We start from the raw sequence: 18,391 nt of genomic DNA on the forward strand, positions 1-18,391 counted from the left end.
ATCCGATCCGGGGAGGGACGGAATCATGATTCGCACGATTTTGGCGGTGATCGTCGGCCTGCTGGCGGCGATGGCGACCATGCACCTGTTCGAGTTCGGCTCGGCCCGCCTGTATCCGTTCGCGCCCGGCACCGATCCGCGCGATCCGGTCGCGCTGGCCGCGCACGTAGCGGCCGCGCCGCTCTCGGCCATGGCCCTGGTCGTGGCCGGCTGGGTCGTGGGCGCTTTCGATGGCGGCCTGGTCGCGGCGCTGATCGCGCGCCGCCACCGCCGCGGCGCCGCGCTCACAGTGGGCGCCCTGATCGTCGCCAGCGTGATCGCGGTGTCGATGATGTTCGCGCATCCGCTGTGGATGACCGTCGCCGGACTGCTGTTGCCCTTGCCGGCCAGCTGGCTCGGCGCCTTTTTGATCGCAAGACCTGAACGGGCGACCGCATGAAACAAGTGTTCTATGGCTTCGGCGTCTTCGTCGTCGCCTTCCTGATCGGCGCCGGCCTCGCCCGCTTCGGCGCGCCCGGCGACGACACCGCCATGCTGATCGGCGGCGGCATGCTCGCGGTCGGCCTGGTGCTCGGCTACAAGGCGCTGGAAGCGGTTGCGCTGCTGTTCGCGCCGGTCGTGCTCGCGCGCATGGCGGTGCGCTGGGCCGCCACCGGCAGCCCCGTCCCTCGCGACCAGCGCGGCGAGCGCGGGGTGTGGCTGGCGCGGCTGATCTTCATCCCCTTGTACGGGGCGTATTCGCTGGTCACCGGCGCCATCGTCGGCGCGTTTCCGGGTGGCTACGGCCTGTTCCTTACCGGCTTGCTGTACGGCGTGGTCGGGCTGGTCTTCGCCGGCCTCGCCATCGGCGTGGTGCTGAAGTGGTTCGGCGAGAACTGAGCGCCGTCGGCTCGACATCCGAACCACAAGGCTCCAAAACGACGAAGCCCCGGCCGCGAACGGCCGGGGCTAGTTGTTGACGACGCGCGGCCGGGCTTACTTCTCCAGCTTGAACTCGCCGTATTCCTTGAGCTGGCCTTCGACCGCCTTGTAATCGCCGACCACGACGATCGACTGGTCCTTGGAGGCGTAGTACTTCTTGGCCATCGCCTGGACCTGCTCGGCGCTGATCGCGCGGATCTTCGGCACGTACTCGCCGAGGAATTCCGGCGGCAGGCCGTACAGCCAATTGCTCGCCAGCGAGGCTGCGACCGAGCTCTGCAGCTGGTTGCCGATCAGATAACCGCCGGCGACGTAGCGCTTGGTGTCTTCGAGCTCCTGCGCCGGCACCGGGTAGTCGTTGAGGCGGCCGAATTCGTAGATGAATTCGCTGATTGCCTTGCCGGTGACTTCGTTGCGGACGTCGGCCGAAGCCTGGATGCTGCCGCCATCGCGCAAGGCGTTGAGGCCGCCGCGCGCGCCGTAGGTATAGCCCTTGTCTTCGCGCAGGTTCTGCATCAGGCGGCTGCTGAAACCGCCGCCGAGCACGATGCCGGCCAACTGCGCCGGCAGGTAGTCGGCATCGGTCGCGGCGATCGCCGGACGCCCCAAGCGCACCGCCGACTGCACGCTGCCGTCGCGTTGCACGAAGATGCGCTGCGGGTCGGCGCTGGCGCGCGCCGGCGCGGCGTCGGCGATGGCTTCGCCGCTGGCCTTCCATTGGCCGAAGGCGGCTTCGGCGAGCTTGAAGCCTTCCTCCGCGCCGATCCGGCCGGTGACGATCAACAAGGCGCGGTCCGGGCGGAAACGGCGCACGTGTTCGGCGCGCACTTTCTCGGCGGTGACCGCGCCGATCGCCGCCTCGGTGGGCTGGCTGCGCGCATAAGGGTGATCGCCGTAGGTCGCCTTCAGCAAGGCGCGCGTGGCCTTGAAGCTAGGTTGCGCCTGCGACACCTTCAAGCCTTGCAGGGCGTTGGCCTGGGCGAGCTTGACCTCGGCATCGGGGAAGTTCGCCTGCTGCGCCACTTCCGACAGCAACCGGATCATCGGCTCGGCCTGCGAGGGCAAGGCGTTGGCGCTGAGCAGCACGCCGTCGTTGAGTGCGTTCGCGCCGATCGCGCCGCCGTAGCCCTGCGCGGCCTCGGCGATCGCCTTGGCGTTGCGCTTGGCCGTGCCCTGGGTCAGCAGGCCGGCATACAACGAAGCGAAGCCCGAGGCGTCGGGGCCGTCGCTGGCATAGCCGGCGCTGCGCACGGCGAGTGCGTAGTCGACGCGCGGCAGGCCCTTGCGCGGCACCACCCAGACTTGCAGGCCGTTGGCGAGGTTCTTCTGGGCGATCTGCGGCACCGGCAGCGCCTTGTCGGCGGCCAGCGGCGGCAGTTGCTTGGGCAGTTTGGCGGCGGGGCCGGCGACGGCGCTACCGACCGCGCAGACCAGGGCCAACGAGGTCGACAGGGCGAGCAGATTGTTGTGGATTCTCATGTCGTCTCCTCCTCAGTTCGTCGCCGACGGCGCGGCCGCGGCGGGCTTCGCGGCCGGCGCCGCCATCGCGACCGGCTTGCGGTCGATCACGGTGCGGTTGGCGCGGGTCAGATAGGTCTTGGCGACGCGCTGCAGGTCGGCCGAGGTCACGCCTTCGATCCAGCCGGGGATCTTGTTGACCACGTTGGCATCGCCCCACAAGGTCTGCATGCGCGCGACGGTGTCGGCGCGTTCGATGAAGCTTTCCAGGCCGTTGTACCAATCGGCGAGCATGTGGGTCTTGACCCGCTTCAGGGTGGCCGCATCCACGCCGTCGCGGGCGACCTTCGCCACTTCCTCGTCGATCGCGGCGAGCACCGCATCGGCGTTGGTGTCGGGCTTGTACAACGCGAACAGGGTGAACAAGGTCGGGCCGTTGTAGGTCCAGGGGTCGGTCAGGCCATACAGCGCGTCGATGTTGAGCGCGATCTGGCGCTGCTTGACCAGGCCCTGATACAGGCGCGAAGCCTCGTCGCCGGCGAGCAGGCTGCCGAGCACCGCCATCGGCGCGTGGTCGCGGCTGCCGCGGGTCGGCATCTTCCAGGCGGCGGCGATCGCCGGCACCTGCGCCAGCGCATCGGCCTGTTCGATGCGCTTTTCCTTGGTATTGAGGCCTTCGGCGAAATCCGGCGGCGGCGGGGTCGGACGCCCCGGAATCGCGCCGAAATACTTGTCGGCGAGCTTGAAGGCGTCTTCCGGGCTGATGTCGCCGGCGATGCCGAGCACGGCGTTGTTGGGGCCGTAGTAATCGCGGTGGAAAGAGCGCACGTCCTCGAGGCTGGCGTTCTCCAGGTCCTGGAAGCTGCCGTAGCCGTCGTGATTGTTTTCCCACTTCTGGAACGCGTGCTGGCCGATGTCGATCCACATGAAGCCGCCGTAGGGCTGGTTCTTCACGTTGACCCGGATCTCTTCCTTGACCACGTCCTGCTGGTTCTTCAGCGTGGTCGGATTGAAGTCCAGGGTCTTCATGCGGTCGGCTTCGAGCCACAGAATGCGGTCGAGGGCCGAGACCGGCGCGACTTCGATGTAATTGGTGAAATCGGCTCGGGTGGAACCGTTGTTGCGCCCGCCGCCGCCGCTGATGACCTGGTCGAACACGCCCTTCGGCGCGACCGGCGTGCCCTGGAACATCAGGTGCTCGAACAGGTGGGCGAAGCCGGTGCGGTTCTTCGGCTCCAGCCGCATGCCGACGTGATAGACCACGCTGACGCCGACGGTCGGCGAGCTGTGGTCTTGCGAGACGACCACGGTCAATCCGTTGTCGAGTTTCTTGACTGCGACCGGCAACTGCCAGCGATCGCTCTCGGCCGCGTGCGCAGTGGCGAACGCGGCGGTCGTGATCGTGGTCAGACCGGCCAGCAGCACGCAGAGGTGAGGCTTGCGCATGGGAATCTCCCTGTCCTGTCGAATGAGTCCGTCGGCCGTCGCGGGACCGCTGCGGCGACGCGCCAAAGGCTCCGGCACCCTAACCCGGGACGGGCTTGCCGATACGGGTCGAAAGTCACGTAGGGGGATCGACGGCGCTGGTCGTTGCGGGGCGAATCGCCGACACTGTGCGGCCCGCGCCCCTGCTCCGCCGAACCCCCGCCGATGCCGTATACGCCTATCGTGGCCACCCTGGGCTACGTGATTTCGCCCGATGGCCGCCAAGTCCTGATGGTCCACCGCAACGCGCGCCCCGACGACCATCAGCTGGGCAAGTACAACGGCCTGGGCGGCAAGCTGGAAGCCGACGAGGACGTGGTCGCCGGCATGCGCCGCGAGATCTTCGAGGAAGCCGGGATCGACTGCACCGCGATGAACCTGCGCGGCACCATCAGCTGGCCCGGCTTCGGCAAGCACGGCGAGGATTGGCTGGGCTTCGTCTTCACCATCACCGCCTTCGAGGGCACGCCGTTCGCGAGCAATGCCGAAGGCGCGCTGGACTGGGTGCCGATCGAGCGCCTGCACGAGCTGCCGATGTGGGAAGGCGACCGCGAGTTCCTGCCGCTGGTGTTCGACGCCGACCCGCGCCCCTTCCACGGGGTGATGCCGTACCGGGACGGGCGCATGCAGTCGTGGAAGTACTCGCGGGTTTGAGCTTGGCCGGCTGACTCAGGCGCCGTCGAGCCGCCGCTCGATCTCGTTCCACGGCACTTCCCAGACCTCGCCGTGCTCCGGCCAACACTCCACCTGCGCGGGCAGTTCGCCCTGCGGGCTCTTATCGAAGGGCTCACCATCGAACTCGAACGAAAACACGTGCGCCGACACCGGCGCGCGGCGCAGCGTCGCGCGGCGGCTGGGTGTCATCTGGCTGCTCGAGGGATCGCCGTCGTCCATGGCGATGCGCAGACTGTCGTAGTCGTAGACTGCCAGGCAACGACCGGCATCGATCTTGAGCAGGTAGACCAGGCCGCCGCCGTGCTCGGGCTCGGCCAGCGACTTGCATTCGCTGAACTCGTAGTGCTCCTCGTTCACCGTCCCCGCCCGCATATCGGCCCGATAACGCTCGCGGGACACGCCACGCGTGCGGCTCAGCCTGCGGCCGTGGCGCCAGGCGTACACCGCGCAGCCCAGCGCGATCGCGACTGCACAAGCCAGAATGGCGAAGGAAGCGTAGTCTTCGATCCAGGCCCCGGCGCCGAACAACCTCCGCGCCACCCAGCCTGCGCCCATGACGAGCAAGGCCATTGCCAAGCTCAGTGACGCCGTCGCGACCACCCAGCTCTCGAACGCAGTCTTGACCGGAGTGGGTCCGGCCCGGCTCAGCGACGCCAGCGCGCTCAGCTCCGCGTCCGTCATCGGCCGCGACACGATTTCCATCGACATCCACTCCTCCTGAGACGCCTTGTCCGGCGCTGGTCCCGAACGCTTGCAGTCGACGCTCAGCCTGCACTGCGTGCGCCGACCACATATTCCATGTTCACCGCATGCGGTGCGCTCTCGGCGAAACCGTACTTGGCGTAGAGATGCCGGGCGTCGCCGTCGGCGACCAGGGTCACGAACGCGGAAGGCTCGGCGTTGGCGCGCAACCAGGCGTCGAGCGCGTCGAGGATGCGCCGGCCCAATCCGCGCCCTTGCAGGTCCGGCGTCACCGCGATGTCGACCACGCTGTAGAAACAACCGCCGTCGCCGATGATGCGGCCCATGCCGACCACCTGCCCTTCGCGCAACAGACTCACGCCGTACAAGGTGTTCGGCAGGCCGCGCGCCGCTGCTTGCGGCGTGCGCGGCGACATGCCGGCGAGGATGCGCAAGCGGCAGTAGTCCTCGACCTGCGGGAAGATTTCGACCAGTTCGATCGCGGGTAATTCGAAGGTCATGCCGAACTCCTTCGCTGTGCAGGCCGCCAGTATCTTCGATCCGGCCGACGAACGCGCCGGCTTATCCGCCGACCCGCACCGAGCCTTTGCCGTCTTCCTGCTCGAACACGAAGCTGAAGGCCAGGCTCACCGCGACCGCTTCTTCGCGGCCGCTGACGCAGCCTTGCTCGTCGATCGGTCGCGCACCGGGATAGACGCAGCGGAACGCCGGGTCGAAACGCCACTGCGCCACCGCATTGCGCGCGGCTTCGACGAAGCGCGGGTCGGTCTGGGCCGGGCGCGGGCAGCCGCTGGCGGCATCGTCGATCGGTTGGCTGTCCATGACCTTGCCGTCCTCGCCGATGGCCACGCGCAGGCAGATGGTCTGCGGCGGCAGGCGCTGGGCGAGCAGCACCGGCGGATACAGCGGACTGGGGTTGCCGTATTCGGCCAGGGGCATCTGGAAGGTTTCATTGTCGGCCAGTTGCATGCGTTCGCTGGCCGGCATCAGCTTGTCGATCGAACGCACGCCGACCTGGCCGCTGCGACCGGTCTGTTCGGCCTCGGGCGGGTTCGGGTGCGTCGCGCACGCCGCCAGCAGGCTGGAAGCCAACAGCAGCGATGGCCACCGGAATGCGCTCGCGAACCGCAAGGCCGCTACCGCTCCGCCTACACGCTTGTATCGACGCCTCGCACTCTGCATGGCCTTCGTCCTCGCTCAGGCTTTGCTTTCTTCCTCGATCCCGACATTGGTCGGCGCCGCGTCGTAGACCGCCTTGTCGAGCAGGCCGGTCTCCTTGGCCACCAGCACCGGCACCAGCATCTGCCCGGTCACGTTGGTCATGGTCCGCATCATGTCGAGCACGCGGTCGATCGCATACAGATAGCCGATGGTCTCCAACGGCAGGCCGGCGGCGCTGAGCACCACGGTGGCCATGATCACCGCGGTGCCGGGCACGCCGGCGGTGCCGAAGCTGCCGAGCACCGAAGCGATCATGACGATGAAGTACTGGTCGGCGGTCAGCGGCGTGCCGGTGTATTGGGCGATGAACACCGCGCACAGCGCCGGATAGATCGCGCCGCAGCCGTCCATCTTGATGCTGGCGCCGAGCGGCGAAGCGAACGCCGCATAGTCTTTATTGACGCCGAGGTTGTGGGTGATCGAACGCATCGCCACCGGCATCGCCGCGAAGCTCGACGAACTCACGAACGCCACTTGCATGCCGGGCGCGGCGCCGCGGAAGAACTTCAAGGGGTTCAGCCCGTGCGCGAGCAGCAGGCCGCTGTAGACCACGACGATGTGCAGGGCGCAGGCCAGGTACAGGGCGAACACGAAGTTGCCGAGCGGCAGCAGCTTCTCGAAACCGTAGGCGCCGACCAGCGCGGCGATCAGGCCGAAGGTGCCGATCGGGGTGACTTCGAGCACGAAGCGGGTGACCTGGATCATCAGGTCGCTGGTCTCGCCGACCAGCTTGCGCACCCCGGCGACCTTCTCGCCTAGCTTGACCATCGCAAAGCCGAGCAGGCCGGCGAAGAAGATCACCGGCAGGATCGAGCCTTTGCCGGCCGCGAGCACGGTCTCGCCGGCGGCGTTCTTGGTCGCGCCGATGCCGGTCAGGGCGTAGAACGGATTGCTCGGCACCACGTCGAGCAGCACCTTGGTCACGCTGGGCACGTCGCGCGGCTTGTAGCCGCTGTCGATCGCCAGCCCCATCACGCCGCTGCCGGGCTGCAGCACGGTGCCGACCGCCAGGCCGATGCCGACGGCGAGGACCGCGGTGACCGCGAACCACAGGAAGGTGCGTCCGCCGAGCGCGGCGATCGACTTCTGCCCGTGCAGCGAGGCCACCGCGTTGATCACCGCGAAGAACACCAGCGGCACCGCGATCATCTTGATCAGGGTGACGTAGAGATCGCCGAGCGGGCCGAACCAGGTTTCGGCGGCCGGCCCGAAAGCCCAGCCGGCGAGCGCGCCGAGCGCGAAGCCGCCGACCACGCGCTGCCAGAACGGAATGCGGAACCACGCGGAGAGCAAGGCGGTCATGACGGACTATCCAGAAGATTCGTCGGAAGACTCCGGCCGGACCAGCCCGGCGCGGAGCGAGCGGCACACCATAAACAGGTTCGATACGCCGCCGGCAAACCCTAGCGCATAAGCCGGCAACGAAATTTCATGAAGAGCGACCGCTTCGGCAAAACAGCGCGACGCAGTCCGCGCTTTCATGCGCGGGCCTTCGCCGGCGGCGTGCGCGAAGCCTCGGCGCGGCGTCCGCGCGCAGGCACCTTGGCCACCGGCTTCGTTGCAAGTTTCGCAGGCGACTTTCTGGCCGGCTGCGATCCGCCGGCACCGGCCAGGATCGCCCGCAGCAGGCCGGGGAAACGCCGTTCGAGATCGTCGCAGCGCAGGGTGTTGAGATACTGCGTTCCGGATTTGACCGTGTTGACCAGGCCGGCCGAACGCAGCACGTCGAAGTGCCGCGACAAGGTCGCGCGCGGCAGTTCCTCGTCGATACAGGCGCCGACGCAGGACACCGGATGGTCGCGGCTCAGCGAGCGGACGATGCCCAGGCGCACCGGATCGGCCAGCGCGTACAGCACGCTGGTCATCTCGATGTCGTCGATGGCGGGGTGATGCAAGGGTCTCATGGCGACAGCTTGCAACAAGCCGAGGCCTGCTGCTATGGTTTCCATAGTTCCGAATATCGGAACAACAGAATAACACATCGTCCTCCCCCCACTCGGACACCCATCGTGAGCACGCTTTCCAGCAACCCCCTGCACGGCAAGACCGCGTTCGTGACCGGCGCCAGCCGCGGCATCGGCCGCGCCATCGCCCTGCGCCTGGCCCGCGACGGCGCCCACGTCGCGATCAACTATGGCGCCTCGCGCGACGAGGCCGAAGCGGTGGCCGCCGAGATCCGCGCCCTGGGCGTGAAATCGGTCGCCATCGGCGCCGACCTCGGCTCGGTCGCGTCGATCGCCCAGGCCTACGTCGAACTCGATGCGTTCCTGCTCGACGCCACCGGCCGGCCCGGCCTCGACATCCTGGTCAACAACGCCGGCGTCGCCGTGGTCGCCACGCCCGCCGACACCACCGAGGCGCAGTTCGACCGTCTGTTCGACGTCAACGTCAAAGGCGTGTTCTTCGCCATCCAGCAGGCCGCGCCGCGCCTCAACGAAGGCGGCCGCATCGTCAACATCTCCTCGCTGTCGACCCGCGTCGCCACCCCGGGCCTGGCCGCCTACGCCGCCAGCAAGGGCGCGCTGGAAACCCTGACCCTGCAACTCGCGCCCGAGTTCGCCGCGCGCGGCATCACCGTCAACAACGTCTCGCCCGGCGCCATCGAAACGGTCATGAACACCTTCCTGCAGGAAGACGCCGGCCGCACCGCGATTTTGCAGAGCCAGGCGATCCAACGGGTGGGCCAACCGGAGGACATCGCCGATGCGGTAGCCTTCGTCGCCTCGCACGACGGCCGCTGGCTCACCGGCACCACGCTCGATGCCAGCGGCGGCAGTCATTTGTAAGCCGCCGGGAATGGGGAATCGGGAATAGGGAATCGCAGAAGCGGTTCCGCAACGATCCGTACTTTCGCCCCGTCTTTCTCGCTTTCGCTGTTCTTGCCCTTCCCATTCTCGATTCTCGATTCCTGCCCCATGAATAAACCCCTGTTTTCTCTCCTGCTCGGCGCCTTCGCGCTCGGCTCGGCCGAATTCGGCACGGTCGGGCTGATTCCGTCGCTGAGCCATCAACTGCACCGCAGCAGCGACGAGCTCGGGTGGCTGGTGGCGATCTACGCCATCGGCGTGACCATCGGCGCGCCGCTGCTGACTCGGTTGCTGCAGCGTTACGACGCCCGCCTGACCCTGGCGGTGTCGATGGCCCTGGCCGGCGTGTTGACCGTGCTCGCTTCGGCCAGCGAGCACTTCGGCCTGCTGCTGGTCGCGCGGCTGTTGCTCGGCGCCAACCACGGCCTGTTCTTCTCGCTGGCGATGCCGCTGGCCGGCAAGCTCAGCACTCGCTCGACCATCGAAGGCATGTCCCAGGTCGTGTCCGGCCTGACCATCGCCATCGTGTTGAGCATTCCGATCATGGGATTCGTCAGCGATCACTACCACTGGCAGGCGACGTTCTGGCTGCTCGGCGCCAGCTATTTCGTCGCTGCCGCGGCGATGTGGCGGTGGATCCCGGCACGCGCCGGCGCCCGCGAGGCCGCTGCGCAACCGGTCGGTTTCGTCGAAGTGATCTCTAACCCGCGCGTGCTGTCGGCGCTGATGAAGATCGTGCTGCTGTTCGGCGGTTACTTCATCGCCTACACCTATTTGCCCAAGCTCATCATCGATTCGCTCGGCTACAGCCAGGACACCGCCAATCTGCTGCTGTTGCTGTTCGGCATCGGCGTGGTGCTGGGCAATCACGTCGGCGGCATCGCCGCGGCGCGCTTCGGGGTGTCGCGCACGATCGGCTTCAACTACGCCCTGATCGCGGCGCTGTTCCTGGCGATCTATTTCCTGATCGGCCTGCCCTCGGCGGCCTACGCCGGCATCCTGGTGCTTGGTTTGTTCGCGATGAGCGCGACGCCGTCGCTCGGCCACTACGGCATCGAAGTGTCGCGCCGGCTGATTCCGGGTTCGGCCGAGATCGCCTCCAGCCTGACCGTGTCGGGCTACAACATCGGCATCGCCCTGGGTTCGCTGATCGGCGGCGTGGTGCTGCGCCAGGTCGGCCTCAACCAGATCCTGGTGGTCGCCGCGTTCGTGATCGGGCTCGGGTTGGTGGTGAATTTCCTCGAACATCGCGCGGATCGTCGCCTCGACATGGCGATCTGATCGCGGCGGTTGCGCAGGCCGGTGTCGGCGCGGCCTGCGGGTCGGCAGCGTCGTCGCCGAAGGGTCGCGGTCGCGGCTCGCGCCGCTCCTACCCATAAGCGACGCCGGCCTAGTGCAGGAGCTGCGCAAGCCGCGACCACGCCGCCGCAGCCACGACGCCATCGTCCGCAACCGCCGCGCCAACCTCGCCTCCAGGCGGACCGCCACGACCGGCAAAGGCGATCCCCCCAGGGCATCTCCCCGCGATCGTTATAGCCGTCACAGACCCGGGGCATAATCGCCGGCTAGTCATCCCAAGCCGGCCGTCCATGTCCAAGCTGCGTACCGCTTCCGTCCTTCTCGTTCCCGCGCTGCTCAGCGCCTGCGCCGCGTCGGCGCCCACGCGCGGCGATGCGCCCGCGGCGCACGGCGTCGCCATCGAGGTCCCCGCGATCCAGCATCCGCAGGGCGAGACGCCGGCCTGGTGGTATCGCGACGGCGCCGCCCAGGCCGCGCAACGCGGCGCCAGCGGCGGCAAGGCCAAGAACGTCATCCTGTTCGTCGGCGACGGCATGAGCCTGACCACGGTCGCCGCCGCGCGCATCCTCGCCGGCCAGCTCAAGGGCGCGCCGGGCGAAGAGAACCGCTTGAGTTGGGAACGCTTCCCCGCGACCGCGCTCAGCAAGACCTACAACACCGATTCGCAGACGCCGGACTCGGCCGGCACCATGAGCGCGATGGCGACCGGGGTGAAGACCCGCGCCGGCGTGCTCAGCATCGGCCAACAGGCCGCGCGTGGCGATTGCGCCGGCGCGCTGGCGGCGCCGATGCTGACCCTGTGGGAGCTCGCCGCGAGCAGCGGCCTGGCGACCGGCGTGGTCACCACCACCCGCGTTACCCATGCCACCCCCGGCGCGACCTTCAGCCATTCGGCCGATCGCAACTGGGAAAACGACATGGACCTGCCGGAGAAAGCCAAGGCCGAAGGCTGCGCCGACATCGCCCGGCAGATGATCGAATCGCCCTACGGCACCGGCCCGGACGTGCTGCTCGGCGGCGGCCGCGGAAACTTCATGACCGTCGAACAGCGCGACCCCGAGTACGACGACAAAGTCGGCCAGCGCCTCGACGGCCGCGACCTGATCGCGACCTGGAAGCAGCGCCACCCCGGCGGCAGTTATGTCTGGAACGCCAAGCAATTCGCCGCGGCGCCGAAGGACCAGCCGCTGTTCGGCCTGTTCGAACCCGACCATATGCAGTTCTCGCACGACCGCCCGCAGGACGGCGCCGGCGAACCCTCGCTGGCGGAGATGACCACCGCGGCGATCGAGCGCCTCAAGCGCATCAAGGGCGACAACGGCTTCGTGCTGCTGGTCGAGGGCGGACGCATCGACCACGCCCATCACCTCGGCAACGCCTACCGCGCCCTCACCGACACCATCGCCCTGAGCGAAGCGGTGGAGGCTGCCAACCAGGCGACCTCGGCCGACGACACCTTGATCCTGGTCACCGCCGACCACTCGCATACCTTGAGCTTCGTCGGCTACCCGGTGCGCGGCAACCCGATGCTCGGCAAGGTGCGCGGCAGCAGCGGCGAAGAAGGCGACCCGAGCGACTACGCCCGCGACGCGCTCGGCATGCCCTACACCACCCTCAACTACAGCAACGGCCCCGGTTACGTCGGCGCCAGCGCGCAGCAGCCGGAAGGCCCGCACCGCTACCCGCACACCGTCAGCGGCACGCAGATGGCCGAGAAGGGCCGCCCGGACCTGAGCAAGGTCGATACCGAGCATCCGGACTACATGCAGGAAGCCTTGGTCCCGACCAATGCCGAGACCCACGGCGGCGACGACGTCGGCATCTGGGCGCGCGGCCCCGGCAGCGACGCCGTGCGCGGCAGCGTCGAGCAGAACACGATCTACCACTTCATGCTGCAGAGCATGCCGAAGCTGCGCGCGGCGTTGTGCGCGAAGGGCGATTGCGACGCGAACGCGATTCCGCTGGCGCTGCCGAAGGCGGACGATTTCAAGAATCGTTGAAGCCTTCGCGTTAGAGCAAATCCCCCCTGCCCCCCCTTTTCCAAAGGGGGGAACAGCAAAAGCAAAGGGGGCAGCGCATTCCCATCGCCCCCTTTGACGAAGGGGGCGAGCGCCCGACCTGAGCACGAAGCCCGATGCAAGTTTCGGCGCGGGGGATTTGCCCTTCGGCGCACTGGCGAACAACGAAACGCGCCCAGCCCCTTCTTCAGGGCGAACAACAAAACGGCGACCTGCCAGCAGGTCGCCGTTTTTCGTTACTCGGCCGTCAGCGCGATCCCGCTCACGACTCCCGATTCTCGACTCCCCATTCCCGGTTCAAAACGGCTTGGCCAACACCAGCCACACGATCGCGATCAGGGCGAACACCGGGATCTCGTTGAAGATGCGCAAGCTGCGCGAGGACGGCAGCGCGCGACCCTGGTCGACACCCTTGAGCCAGCGGCCGGTGAGGATGTAGAAGGCCAGCATCGCCGCGACCACGGTCAGCTTGGCGTGCAGCCAGCCGCCGCTCATGTGGAACACGAACCACAGCACACCGCCCAGGATCGCGGCGACGCCGAACATGATGTGGCCGAAGCGGTACAGGCGCCGGCCCATCAGCACCAGGCGCGCACGCACCGCCGGCTCGTCGCCGGCTTCGGCCAGGTTGACCAGGATCCGCGGCAGGTAGAACACCGAGCCCATCCAGGCCATCACGAACACGAGATGGAAGGTTTTGGTCCACAGATAGGCATTCATGCGCGGGCGTCCTGAAGTCGGCTGGCGGTGTCGGCGGGCGGAACCGATGAGCGATCATCCGACAAAGCGCGGGCGCGCATCGCGCCGCACCCTGTCCGCCGGCCGGGCGCGATAGGATGCCACGCTCCACGCAACGCCGATGATCCCATGAGCAAACAGTACGACCGCGACTACTTCCAGCGCTGGTACCGCGACCCGGCCCTCAAGGACCAGGCCATCGGCGGCAGCGCCCGCCTGGCGCGCAAGGTCGCGCTGGCCGTGGCCACCGCCGAGTACCACCTGGAGCGCCCGCTGCGCAGCGTGCTCGACATCGGCTGCGGCGAAGGGCCGTGGCGGGCGCCGCTGTTGAAGCTGCGGCCGCGCGCGAGCTATCTGGGCTTCGACAGCAGCGAGTACGCGATCGGCCGTTACGGCCGCAGTCGCAACCTGCATCTGGCGCGCTTCGGCGACTTCGAGTTCCTGCGCCCCTGCGCCCCAGTCGACCTGTTGATCTGCAGCGACGTGTTGCACTACCTGGACACCCGCGAACTCGACCGCGGCCTGTCCGGCCTGGCCGAACTCTGCGGCGGCGTCGCCTTCCTGGAGACCTTCAGCCGCGAGGACGGCATCGAGGGCGACACGGTCGGCTTCAAGCGCCGCCCGGCCAAGTTCTATCGCGAACGCTTCGCCGCCCAGGGCTTCGCCAGCCTGGGCTCGCACCTGTGGCTGGCGCCCGGGCTGCGCGACGGTACCGCGGCCTTGGAAACCGCCGAGTAAGTCTTCTCTGTAGGAGCGGCGTAAGCCGCGACCGCCGAAGCGACTGACGCCAACGCTGCTGTCGCAGCCTGGCCTGGGGCAGATGCGTGGTATCGCATCTCTACGGTGGTCGCGGCTCACGCCGCTCCTAAAGACAGCCCCAGAGCCGCGACGCCGCGGCGTCTTAGCGCATCCTGGAACGCGGGTCGCACTCGCCAAGGCCATTCACGCGACCGCCGTCCCAATCCGCTATGCTGCGGCGCAGCAAACCACCCGGACCGGAGCCCTCGACGCTCCGGCCTCAGGCCGTACCGCCACAGTCGTAACGTCACAGAGAGTCCCATCCGATGCTGCTTTATCAGATGCATGAACTCGGCCGTGCCTGGATGGCGCCGATGACCTACTGGGCCGAAGCCGGCGCGAAGATGTTCGCCGCGCCCGGCAGCTGGCTTTCGGCCGTGCCCGGCGCCTCGCGCCTGGCCGCCGGTTACGAACTGCTGTACCGGGTCGGCAAGGACTACGAGAAGCCCGAGTTCGGCATCCACTCGATCCAGATCGACGGCAACGCCTATCCGGTGATCGAGCGCGAGATGCAGCGCAAGCCGTTCTGCCGGCTGCTGCGCTTCAAGCGCTATGCCGACGACGCCGACAACATCGCCGAGCTCAAGGACGATCCGCCGGTACTGGTGGTCGCGCCCTTGTCGGGCCACCACAGCACCCTGCTGCGCGACACGGTCAAGACCCTGCTGCGCGATCACAAGGTCTACATCACCGACTGGGTCGACGCGCGCATGGTGCCGGCCGAGGACGGCGCCTTCACCCTCGACGACTACGTCGCCTACATCCAGGATTTCATCCGCCTGATCGGCGCCGACACCCTGCACGTGATCAGCGTGTGCCAGCCGACCGTGCCGGTGCTCGCCGCGGTCTCGCTGATGGCCGCGCGCGGCGAAGCCACGCCGCGTTCGCTGGTGATGATGGGCGGCCCGATCGACACCCGCGAAAGCCCGACCCAGGTCAACGACCTCGCCGTGCACAAGCCGCTGTGGTGGTTCGAGGGCAACCTGATCCATCACGTGCCGGCCAATTTCCCCGGCCGCGGCCGCCGCGTCTACCCCGGCTTCCTGCAGCACGGCGGTTTCGTCGCGATGAACCCGGAGCGGCATTTCCAGTCGCACTGGGATTTCTACCAGGACCTGGTCAAGGGCGACCTCGAAGACGCCGACTCGCACCGCCGTTTCTACGACGAATACAACGCCGTGCTCGACATGCCGGCCGAGTACTACCTCGACACCATCCGCGTGGTGTTCCAGGAGCACCTGTTGCCGCGCGGCCTGTGGGACGTCGCCGGCGAACGGGTGAATCCGGGCGCGATCAAGAACACCGCCCTGCTGACCATCGAAGGCGAACTCGACGATATTTCCGGCCAGGGCCAGACCCGCGCCGCGCACACGCTGTGCACCGGCGTGGCCGAAGCCGACCGCGAGCACCTGACTATCCTCGGCGCCGGCCATTACGGCATCTTCAGCGGCCGCCGCTGGCGCGAGCAGGTCTATCCGCAGGTGCGCAAGTTCATCGCCAAGTACTCGGCCTGAGCTTTCCCGCGCCATAGCGCGCACCGCCGCCGCAACCCGGGCCCGATGCCATGCATCGGGCTTTTTTTTGCACGCCCCCCGCCGATTGGCACGGAAAACTGTCGACTGCGTTGCAAACGCGGCTGTCCCCGCGAGGACCCGGCGATTTTTGCGGATAGAGTCGGCGGTGAGGCCCGCTGAAGGATCGCCGCGCCCCACCGAACGCTGCCTGTGCCGTCGCCCTCGCTTCGAGGCCGCATCGAATCAGCCCGGCGAATCAGCTCGAACTGATCAGGACCACGCGAACCGGCGACGCCGTTCGCGACATGCCAGGAAGGCCCAATGCCGCATCGCATCGTTTCCTCGCCATCGCCCGCCGCAACGCCGACGCACCGCATTGCGCCATCCCGCGCGCTCGCGGCAAGCGCAAACGCCGACTGCGATCGCGCGCCCCTACGTCCTGTCGCAAGCCACCGGCGCTCTGCCCGCGCCCTTGCCTCGGGTCGTGCTTCATCCTCCCGTCGTTCCACTGCCCCAGATTCAAGGAGAACCGCATGAAACTCGCCACCGTTTCCGCCGTCCTGTCCGCCCTGCTGCTGTGCTCGGGTGCGGCCTCCGCCGCCACCGCGGCTTGCCAGTCCGCGCGCATCCAAGTCGAAATCAGTCATATCCAGCGCGTCCAGGCCTGCACTGCGCAAGGCCCGAACAGCCCGATCTGCCAGCAGCGCCAGCAGGTCGAGAACGTCTATTGGCAGCTGATGGATGCGCAATGCCCGGCACCGACGCCGCAGTGCTCGGTCAACCGACAGATGTACAACATCGTTTCCCAGCAACGCGCGATGAAGTGCCAGCAGGCCGGCTCGTCGACCGACCCGGTCTGCCAGGCCGCGATGCAGCAGGAACAAGCCAGCTTCCTGCAGGTCAAGGTCAGCTGCTTCCTGCAGTGATGCGTAGCCTGCTTTGCGCGCCGCAACGGCAAACGAATCGCAACAACGACGCTTGAGCAGCGCTCTCCGGACACGCCTCTCACATCGCCCCCTTTGAATAGGGGGCGAGCGCCCGGCGCAAGCACGAAGCCCGATGCCGGTTTCGGCGCGGGGGATTTGCTGTTCGGTGCGATGCGCGAAGGCAAGCAAAAGCAAATCCCCCCTGCCCCCCCTTTTTCAAAAGAGGGACAACAGCAACGGCTACCGCAGCAACGGCAGCGATGAAGGCAGCAGCAGTAACGGCAGCAGCAAAGACAAAAGCACAGGCAAAAAAGCAAAAACGAAAGCAAAGGCGAAAGCGAACCGGCCGAAACGAATTCGGCGGCTGACGGACGCCCGAACGCAACGAAGCCGGCCTCGGGCCGGCTTCGTTGCGTTCGGGGACCACGGCATCGGCCGCGACACGCGCCGGGTTATCAGCCCAAGCGCACCAGCAGGTGCTTGGCGATCTGGCCGTGGAACTTGCCGACGAAGCGTGCGACGTGCAGGGTCGCGAACAGCAATGCCACGCCGATCAACATCGCCACCGGCCACGACCACGGCTCCCAGGCCATGAACACGTCGTAGCCATCGAACTGCACCGTGCCGATGCCCAACAGCCGCAGCAGCGGGAAGAAGATCAGCGACAACGACACGCTCAGGCCGGTCACCGCGACGGTGAAGTAGGCGATGCCGAGCGGCAGCATCAGCAGCATGTAGATCAGCGTGGTCCAGGTGCGCGGGTCGGCGAACATGTCCTTGATGCGTTCCAGGAGCGGCCGTTCGCGGTTGTGGTACAGCGGCCGGCGCGGCATGCGTTCGCCGAGCATGACCTCGACCAGGCGGCCTTCGACCAGCGACAGGATCCGCACCGAGCCCAGGAACAGAATCAGCAGCGGCACGCCGATGATCAGGACCAGCAGGCCCAGCGACAGCGACACGCCGACATTGACCCAGGTGAAGTAGAAGATGCCGGTCGCCAGCGAAAACAGCATGTAGAACAGCGCGGCGTAGGTGCGCGGCTCGGCGGCGACGCCGAAGAAACGCCCGAGCAGCGACTTGCGCGGCTTCGGTGCCGGCGGGCGCAGCGCGGTCTGCACTTTGACCTCGGTGTCGCGGTAGATCTCGGCGACCTCGTCGGGCGCGCCGTAGCTGCCGGCGACCGCGGCGATCACCTCGGCCTCGCTCTGGCCCGGGTTCTCGGCCATCTCCGAGCGCAGGTATTCCTCGGCGTCGTACAGCGCGTCCTGGATCAGCGCCTTGTCGGCGCCGGCCAGGGCCGCACGCAGGCGATCGAGGTAGTCCGGTATCGACTGCGGCAGTGCGCTGTCGGGGCGGGCGAAGGAGCCGGTGGCGGCGGTGGTGTTCATAGTGCTAGCCCCTGAAGGACGGAATCGACGGAGTCGCGGGTGGCGCGCCAGGCCATGACCCATTCGCGCAGCACGGACAGTCCGGTTTCGGTGATGCGGTAGTAACGGCGCGGCGGGCCGGTCACCGAGGGCTCGACGTGGCTGTCGAGCAGGCCGCCGGCGCCGAGATTGCGCAACACCGGGTACAGCGCGCTCTGCTTGCCGCTCAGCACGCCCTCGCCTTCGCGCTCGAGGCGCTTGGCGATCTGGTAGCCGTACATCGGCTCGGCGGCCGAGGCCAATACCGCCAACAGGGCCAGCGAGACGGTGCCGGCGCTGAGCTCTTTCTGGAACTTTCGCAGCTGGTTATCGAAGTCGGTCATGTCGCTCTCCGCTATCGTTGAGGTCAGACTAGTGCGAAGTTCGGTATAGCGAATGTGCCGATAGTCACCAGGACGAGGC

General features: G+C 67.5%; 19 protein-coding genes. 9 read left to right on the forward strand and 10 right to left on the reverse strand.

What is annotated here, in order from left to right:
* The first annotated feature begins 25 nt into the window (after positions 1-25).
* A complete protein-coding gene (locus ACKN61_RS17620; protein WP_408950614.1) occupies positions 26-439 on the forward strand; it encodes a hypothetical protein in 414 nt (137 codons plus the stop codon).
* Positions 436-879, forward strand: coding sequence for a hypothetical protein (locus ACKN61_RS17625; RefSeq protein WP_408950615.1), 444 nt, complete (start codon positions 436-438; stop codon positions 877-879). Before ACKN61_RS17620 ends, ACKN61_RS17625 begins: the two co-directional genes overlap by 4 nt.
* Before the next feature lie 96 nt (positions 880-975).
* Here the strand turns inward: ACKN61_RS17625 and ACKN61_RS17630 are convergent, their stop codons facing one another.
* Complete coding sequence (locus ACKN61_RS17630) at positions 976-2,400, reverse strand: M16 family metallopeptidase (protein ID WP_408950616.1); 1,425 nt, start codon at positions 2,398-2,400, stop codon at positions 976-978.
* Between the two features lie 12 nt (positions 2,401-2,412).
* On the reverse strand, positions 2,413-3,825 hold the full coding sequence (locus tag ACKN61_RS17635; RefSeq protein ID WP_408950617.1) for a M16 family metallopeptidase: 1,413 nt from the start codon (positions 3,823-3,825) through the stop codon (positions 2,413-2,415).
* A 204-nt stretch (positions 3,826-4,029) separates the two neighbouring features.
* Between ACKN61_RS17635 and ACKN61_RS17640 the strand changes: the two genes are divergently transcribed.
* Positions 4,030-4,518: an NUDIX hydrolase gene (locus tag ACKN61_RS17640; RefSeq protein ID WP_408950618.1), complete on the forward strand. Its 489-nt coding sequence runs from the start codon at positions 4,030-4,032 to the stop codon at positions 4,516-4,518.
* A gap of 15 nt (positions 4,519-4,533) precedes the next feature.
* Here the strand turns inward: ACKN61_RS17640 and ACKN61_RS17645 are convergent, their stop codons facing one another.
* From ACKN61_RS17645 to ACKN61_RS17665, 5 genes are all read right to left on the reverse strand, one after another.
* Positions 4,534-5,247 carry a hypothetical protein gene (locus ACKN61_RS17645; protein WP_408950619.1) on the reverse strand — a complete coding sequence of 238 codons (714 nt, stop codon included), beginning with the start codon at positions 5,245-5,247 and terminating at the stop codon, positions 4,534-4,536.
* 56 nt (positions 5,248-5,303) lie between these two features.
* Positions 5,304-5,741, reverse strand: coding sequence for a GNAT family N-acetyltransferase (locus ACKN61_RS17650; protein ID WP_408950620.1), 438 nt, complete (start codon positions 5,739-5,741; stop codon positions 5,304-5,306).
* A 61-nt stretch (positions 5,742-5,802) separates the two neighbouring features.
* Positions 5,803-6,333, reverse strand: coding sequence for a hypothetical protein (locus ACKN61_RS17655; RefSeq protein ID WP_408950621.1), 531 nt, complete (start codon positions 6,331-6,333; stop codon positions 5,803-5,805).
* Positions 6,334-6,438: 105 nt separating this feature from the next.
* Positions 6,439-7,764 carry a dicarboxylate/amino acid:cation symporter gene (locus tag ACKN61_RS17660; RefSeq protein ID WP_408950622.1) on the reverse strand — a complete coding sequence of 442 codons (1,326 nt, stop codon included), beginning with the start codon at positions 7,762-7,764 and terminating at the stop codon, positions 6,439-6,441.
* A 176-nt stretch (positions 7,765-7,940) separates the two neighbouring features.
* The gene (locus ACKN61_RS17665; RefSeq protein WP_408950623.1) at positions 7,941-8,366 is read right to left on the reverse strand and encodes an ArsR/SmtB family transcription factor; all 426 of its coding nucleotides are present in this window, start codon (positions 8,364-8,366) and stop codon (positions 7,941-7,943) included.
* A 105-nt stretch (positions 8,367-8,471) separates the two neighbouring features.
* Here ACKN61_RS17665 and ACKN61_RS17670 point away from each other — a divergent pair, with 105 nt between their 5' ends.
* The 3 genes from ACKN61_RS17670 to ACKN61_RS17680 all read left to right on the forward strand — a co-directional run bounded on the left by ACKN61_RS17670 (position 8,472) and on the right by ACKN61_RS17680 (position 12,568).
* On the forward strand, positions 8,472-9,248 hold the full coding sequence (locus ACKN61_RS17670) for an SDR family oxidoreductase (protein WP_408950624.1): 777 nt from the start codon (positions 8,472-8,474) through the stop codon (positions 9,246-9,248).
* Between the two features lie 129 nt (positions 9,249-9,377).
* Positions 9,378-10,550 (forward strand): MFS transporter, encoded by a 1,173-nt coding sequence (locus tag ACKN61_RS17675; RefSeq protein ID WP_408950625.1) that lies wholly within the window; start codon positions 9,378-9,380, stop codon positions 10,548-10,550.
* A gap of 308 nt (positions 10,551-10,858) precedes the next feature.
* Complete coding sequence (locus ACKN61_RS17680) at positions 10,859-12,568, forward strand: alkaline phosphatase (RefSeq protein ID WP_408950626.1); 1,710 nt, start codon at positions 10,859-10,861, stop codon at positions 12,566-12,568.
* Between the two features lie 315 nt (positions 12,569-12,883).
* Here ACKN61_RS17680 and ACKN61_RS17685 read toward each other — a convergent pair whose 3' ends face one another.
* A complete protein-coding gene (locus tag ACKN61_RS17685; RefSeq protein WP_408950627.1) occupies positions 12,884-13,306 on the reverse strand; it encodes a CopD family protein in 423 nt (140 codons plus the stop codon).
* 147 nt (positions 13,307-13,453) lie between these two features.
* On the opposite strand from ACKN61_RS17685, the gene ACKN61_RS17690 reads away from it, so the two are divergent.
* The 3 genes from ACKN61_RS17690 to ACKN61_RS17700 all read left to right on the forward strand — a co-directional run bounded on the left by ACKN61_RS17690 (position 13,454) and on the right by ACKN61_RS17700 (position 16,562).
* Complete coding sequence (locus ACKN61_RS17690) at positions 13,454-14,062, forward strand: class I SAM-dependent DNA methyltransferase (RefSeq protein ID WP_408950628.1); 609 nt, start codon at positions 13,454-13,456, stop codon at positions 14,060-14,062.
* 329 nt (positions 14,063-14,391) lie between these two features.
* Positions 14,392-15,636, forward strand: a complete 1,245-nt coding sequence (locus tag ACKN61_RS17695) for a polyhydroxyalkanoate depolymerase (protein ID WP_408953852.1) — start codon at positions 14,392-14,394, stop codon at positions 15,634-15,636.
* 533 nt (positions 15,637-16,169) lie between these two features.
* Positions 16,170-16,562 (forward strand): hypothetical protein, encoded by a 393-nt coding sequence (locus ACKN61_RS17700; protein ID WP_408950629.1) that lies wholly within the window; start codon positions 16,170-16,172, stop codon positions 16,560-16,562.
* 455 nt (positions 16,563-17,017) lie between these two features.
* Here ACKN61_RS17700 and ACKN61_RS17705 read toward each other — a convergent pair whose 3' ends face one another.
* Complete coding sequence (locus tag ACKN61_RS17705; RefSeq protein ID WP_408950630.1) at positions 17,018-17,950, reverse strand: sensor domain-containing protein; 933 nt, start codon at positions 17,948-17,950, stop codon at positions 17,018-17,020.
* Complete coding sequence (locus ACKN61_RS17710) at positions 17,947-18,312, reverse strand: PadR family transcriptional regulator (RefSeq protein ID WP_031372897.1); 366 nt, start codon at positions 18,310-18,312, stop codon at positions 17,947-17,949. Before ACKN61_RS17710 ends, ACKN61_RS17705 begins: the two co-directional genes overlap by 4 nt.
* Positions 18,313-18,391: the final 79 nt, after the last annotated feature.

Origin of the sequence: Lysobacter sp. Hz25 (assembly GCF_046097045.1) — a bacterium.
In the GTDB taxonomy this organism is placed as follows: domain Bacteria; phylum Pseudomonadota; class Gammaproteobacteria; order Xanthomonadales; family Xanthomonadaceae; genus Lysobacter; species Lysobacter antibioticus_B.

Bases quoted from the DNA above. Each gene is read 5' to 3' on its own strand.
- ACKN61_RS17640 (WP_408950618.1), top strand. From the start codon at position 4,030: ATGCCGTATACGCCTATCGTGGCCACCCTGGGCTACGTGATTTCGCCC.
- ACKN61_RS17685 (WP_408950627.1), bottom strand. From the start codon at position 13,306: ATGAATGCCTATCTGTGGACCAAAACCTTCCATCTCGTGTTCGTGATG.
- ACKN61_RS17675 (WP_408950625.1), top strand. From the start codon at position 9,378: ATGAATAAACCCCTGTTTTCTCTCCTGCTCGGCGCCTTCGCGCTCGGC.
- ACKN61_RS17710 (WP_031372897.1), bottom strand. From the start codon at position 18,312: ATGACCGACTTCGATAACCAGCTGCGAAAGTTCCAGAAAGAGCTCAGC.
- ACKN61_RS17680 (WP_408950626.1), top strand. From the start codon at position 10,859: ATGTCCAAGCTGCGTACCGCTTCCGTCCTTCTCGTTCCCGCGCTGCTC.
- ACKN61_RS17690 (WP_408950628.1), top strand. From the start codon at position 13,454: ATGAGCAAACAGTACGACCGCGACTACTTCCAGCGCTGGTACCGCGAC.
- ACKN61_RS17645 (WP_408950619.1), bottom strand. From the start codon at position 5,247: ATGTCGATGGAAATCGTGTCGCGGCCGATGACGGACGCGGAGCTGAGC.
- ACKN61_RS17650 (WP_408950620.1), bottom strand. From the start codon at position 5,741: ATGACCTTCGAATTACCCGCGATCGAACTGGTCGAAATCTTCCCGCAG.
- ACKN61_RS17630 (WP_408950616.1), bottom strand. From the start codon at position 2,400: ATGAGAATCCACAACAATCTGCTCGCCCTGTCGACCTCGTTGGCCCTG.
- ACKN61_RS17660 (WP_408950622.1), bottom strand. From the start codon at position 7,764: ATGACCGCCTTGCTCTCCGCGTGGTTCCGCATTCCGTTCTGGCAGCGC.
- ACKN61_RS17700 (WP_408950629.1), top strand. From the start codon at position 16,170: ATGAAACTCGCCACCGTTTCCGCCGTCCTGTCCGCCCTGCTGCTGTGC.
- ACKN61_RS17665 (WP_408950623.1), bottom strand. From the start codon at position 8,366: ATGAGACCCTTGCATCACCCCGCCATCGACGACATCGAGATGACCAGC.
- ACKN61_RS17705 (WP_408950630.1), bottom strand. From the start codon at position 17,950: ATGAACACCACCGCCGCCACCGGCTCCTTCGCCCGCCCCGACAGCGCA.
- ACKN61_RS17620 (WP_408950614.1), top strand. From the start codon at position 26: ATGATTCGCACGATTTTGGCGGTGATCGTCGGCCTGCTGGCGGCGATG.
- ACKN61_RS17635 (WP_408950617.1), bottom strand. From the start codon at position 3,825: ATGCGCAAGCCTCACCTCTGCGTGCTGCTGGCCGGTCTGACCACGATC.
- ACKN61_RS17625 (WP_408950615.1), top strand. From the start codon at position 436: ATGAAACAAGTGTTCTATGGCTTCGGCGTCTTCGTCGTCGCCTTCCTG.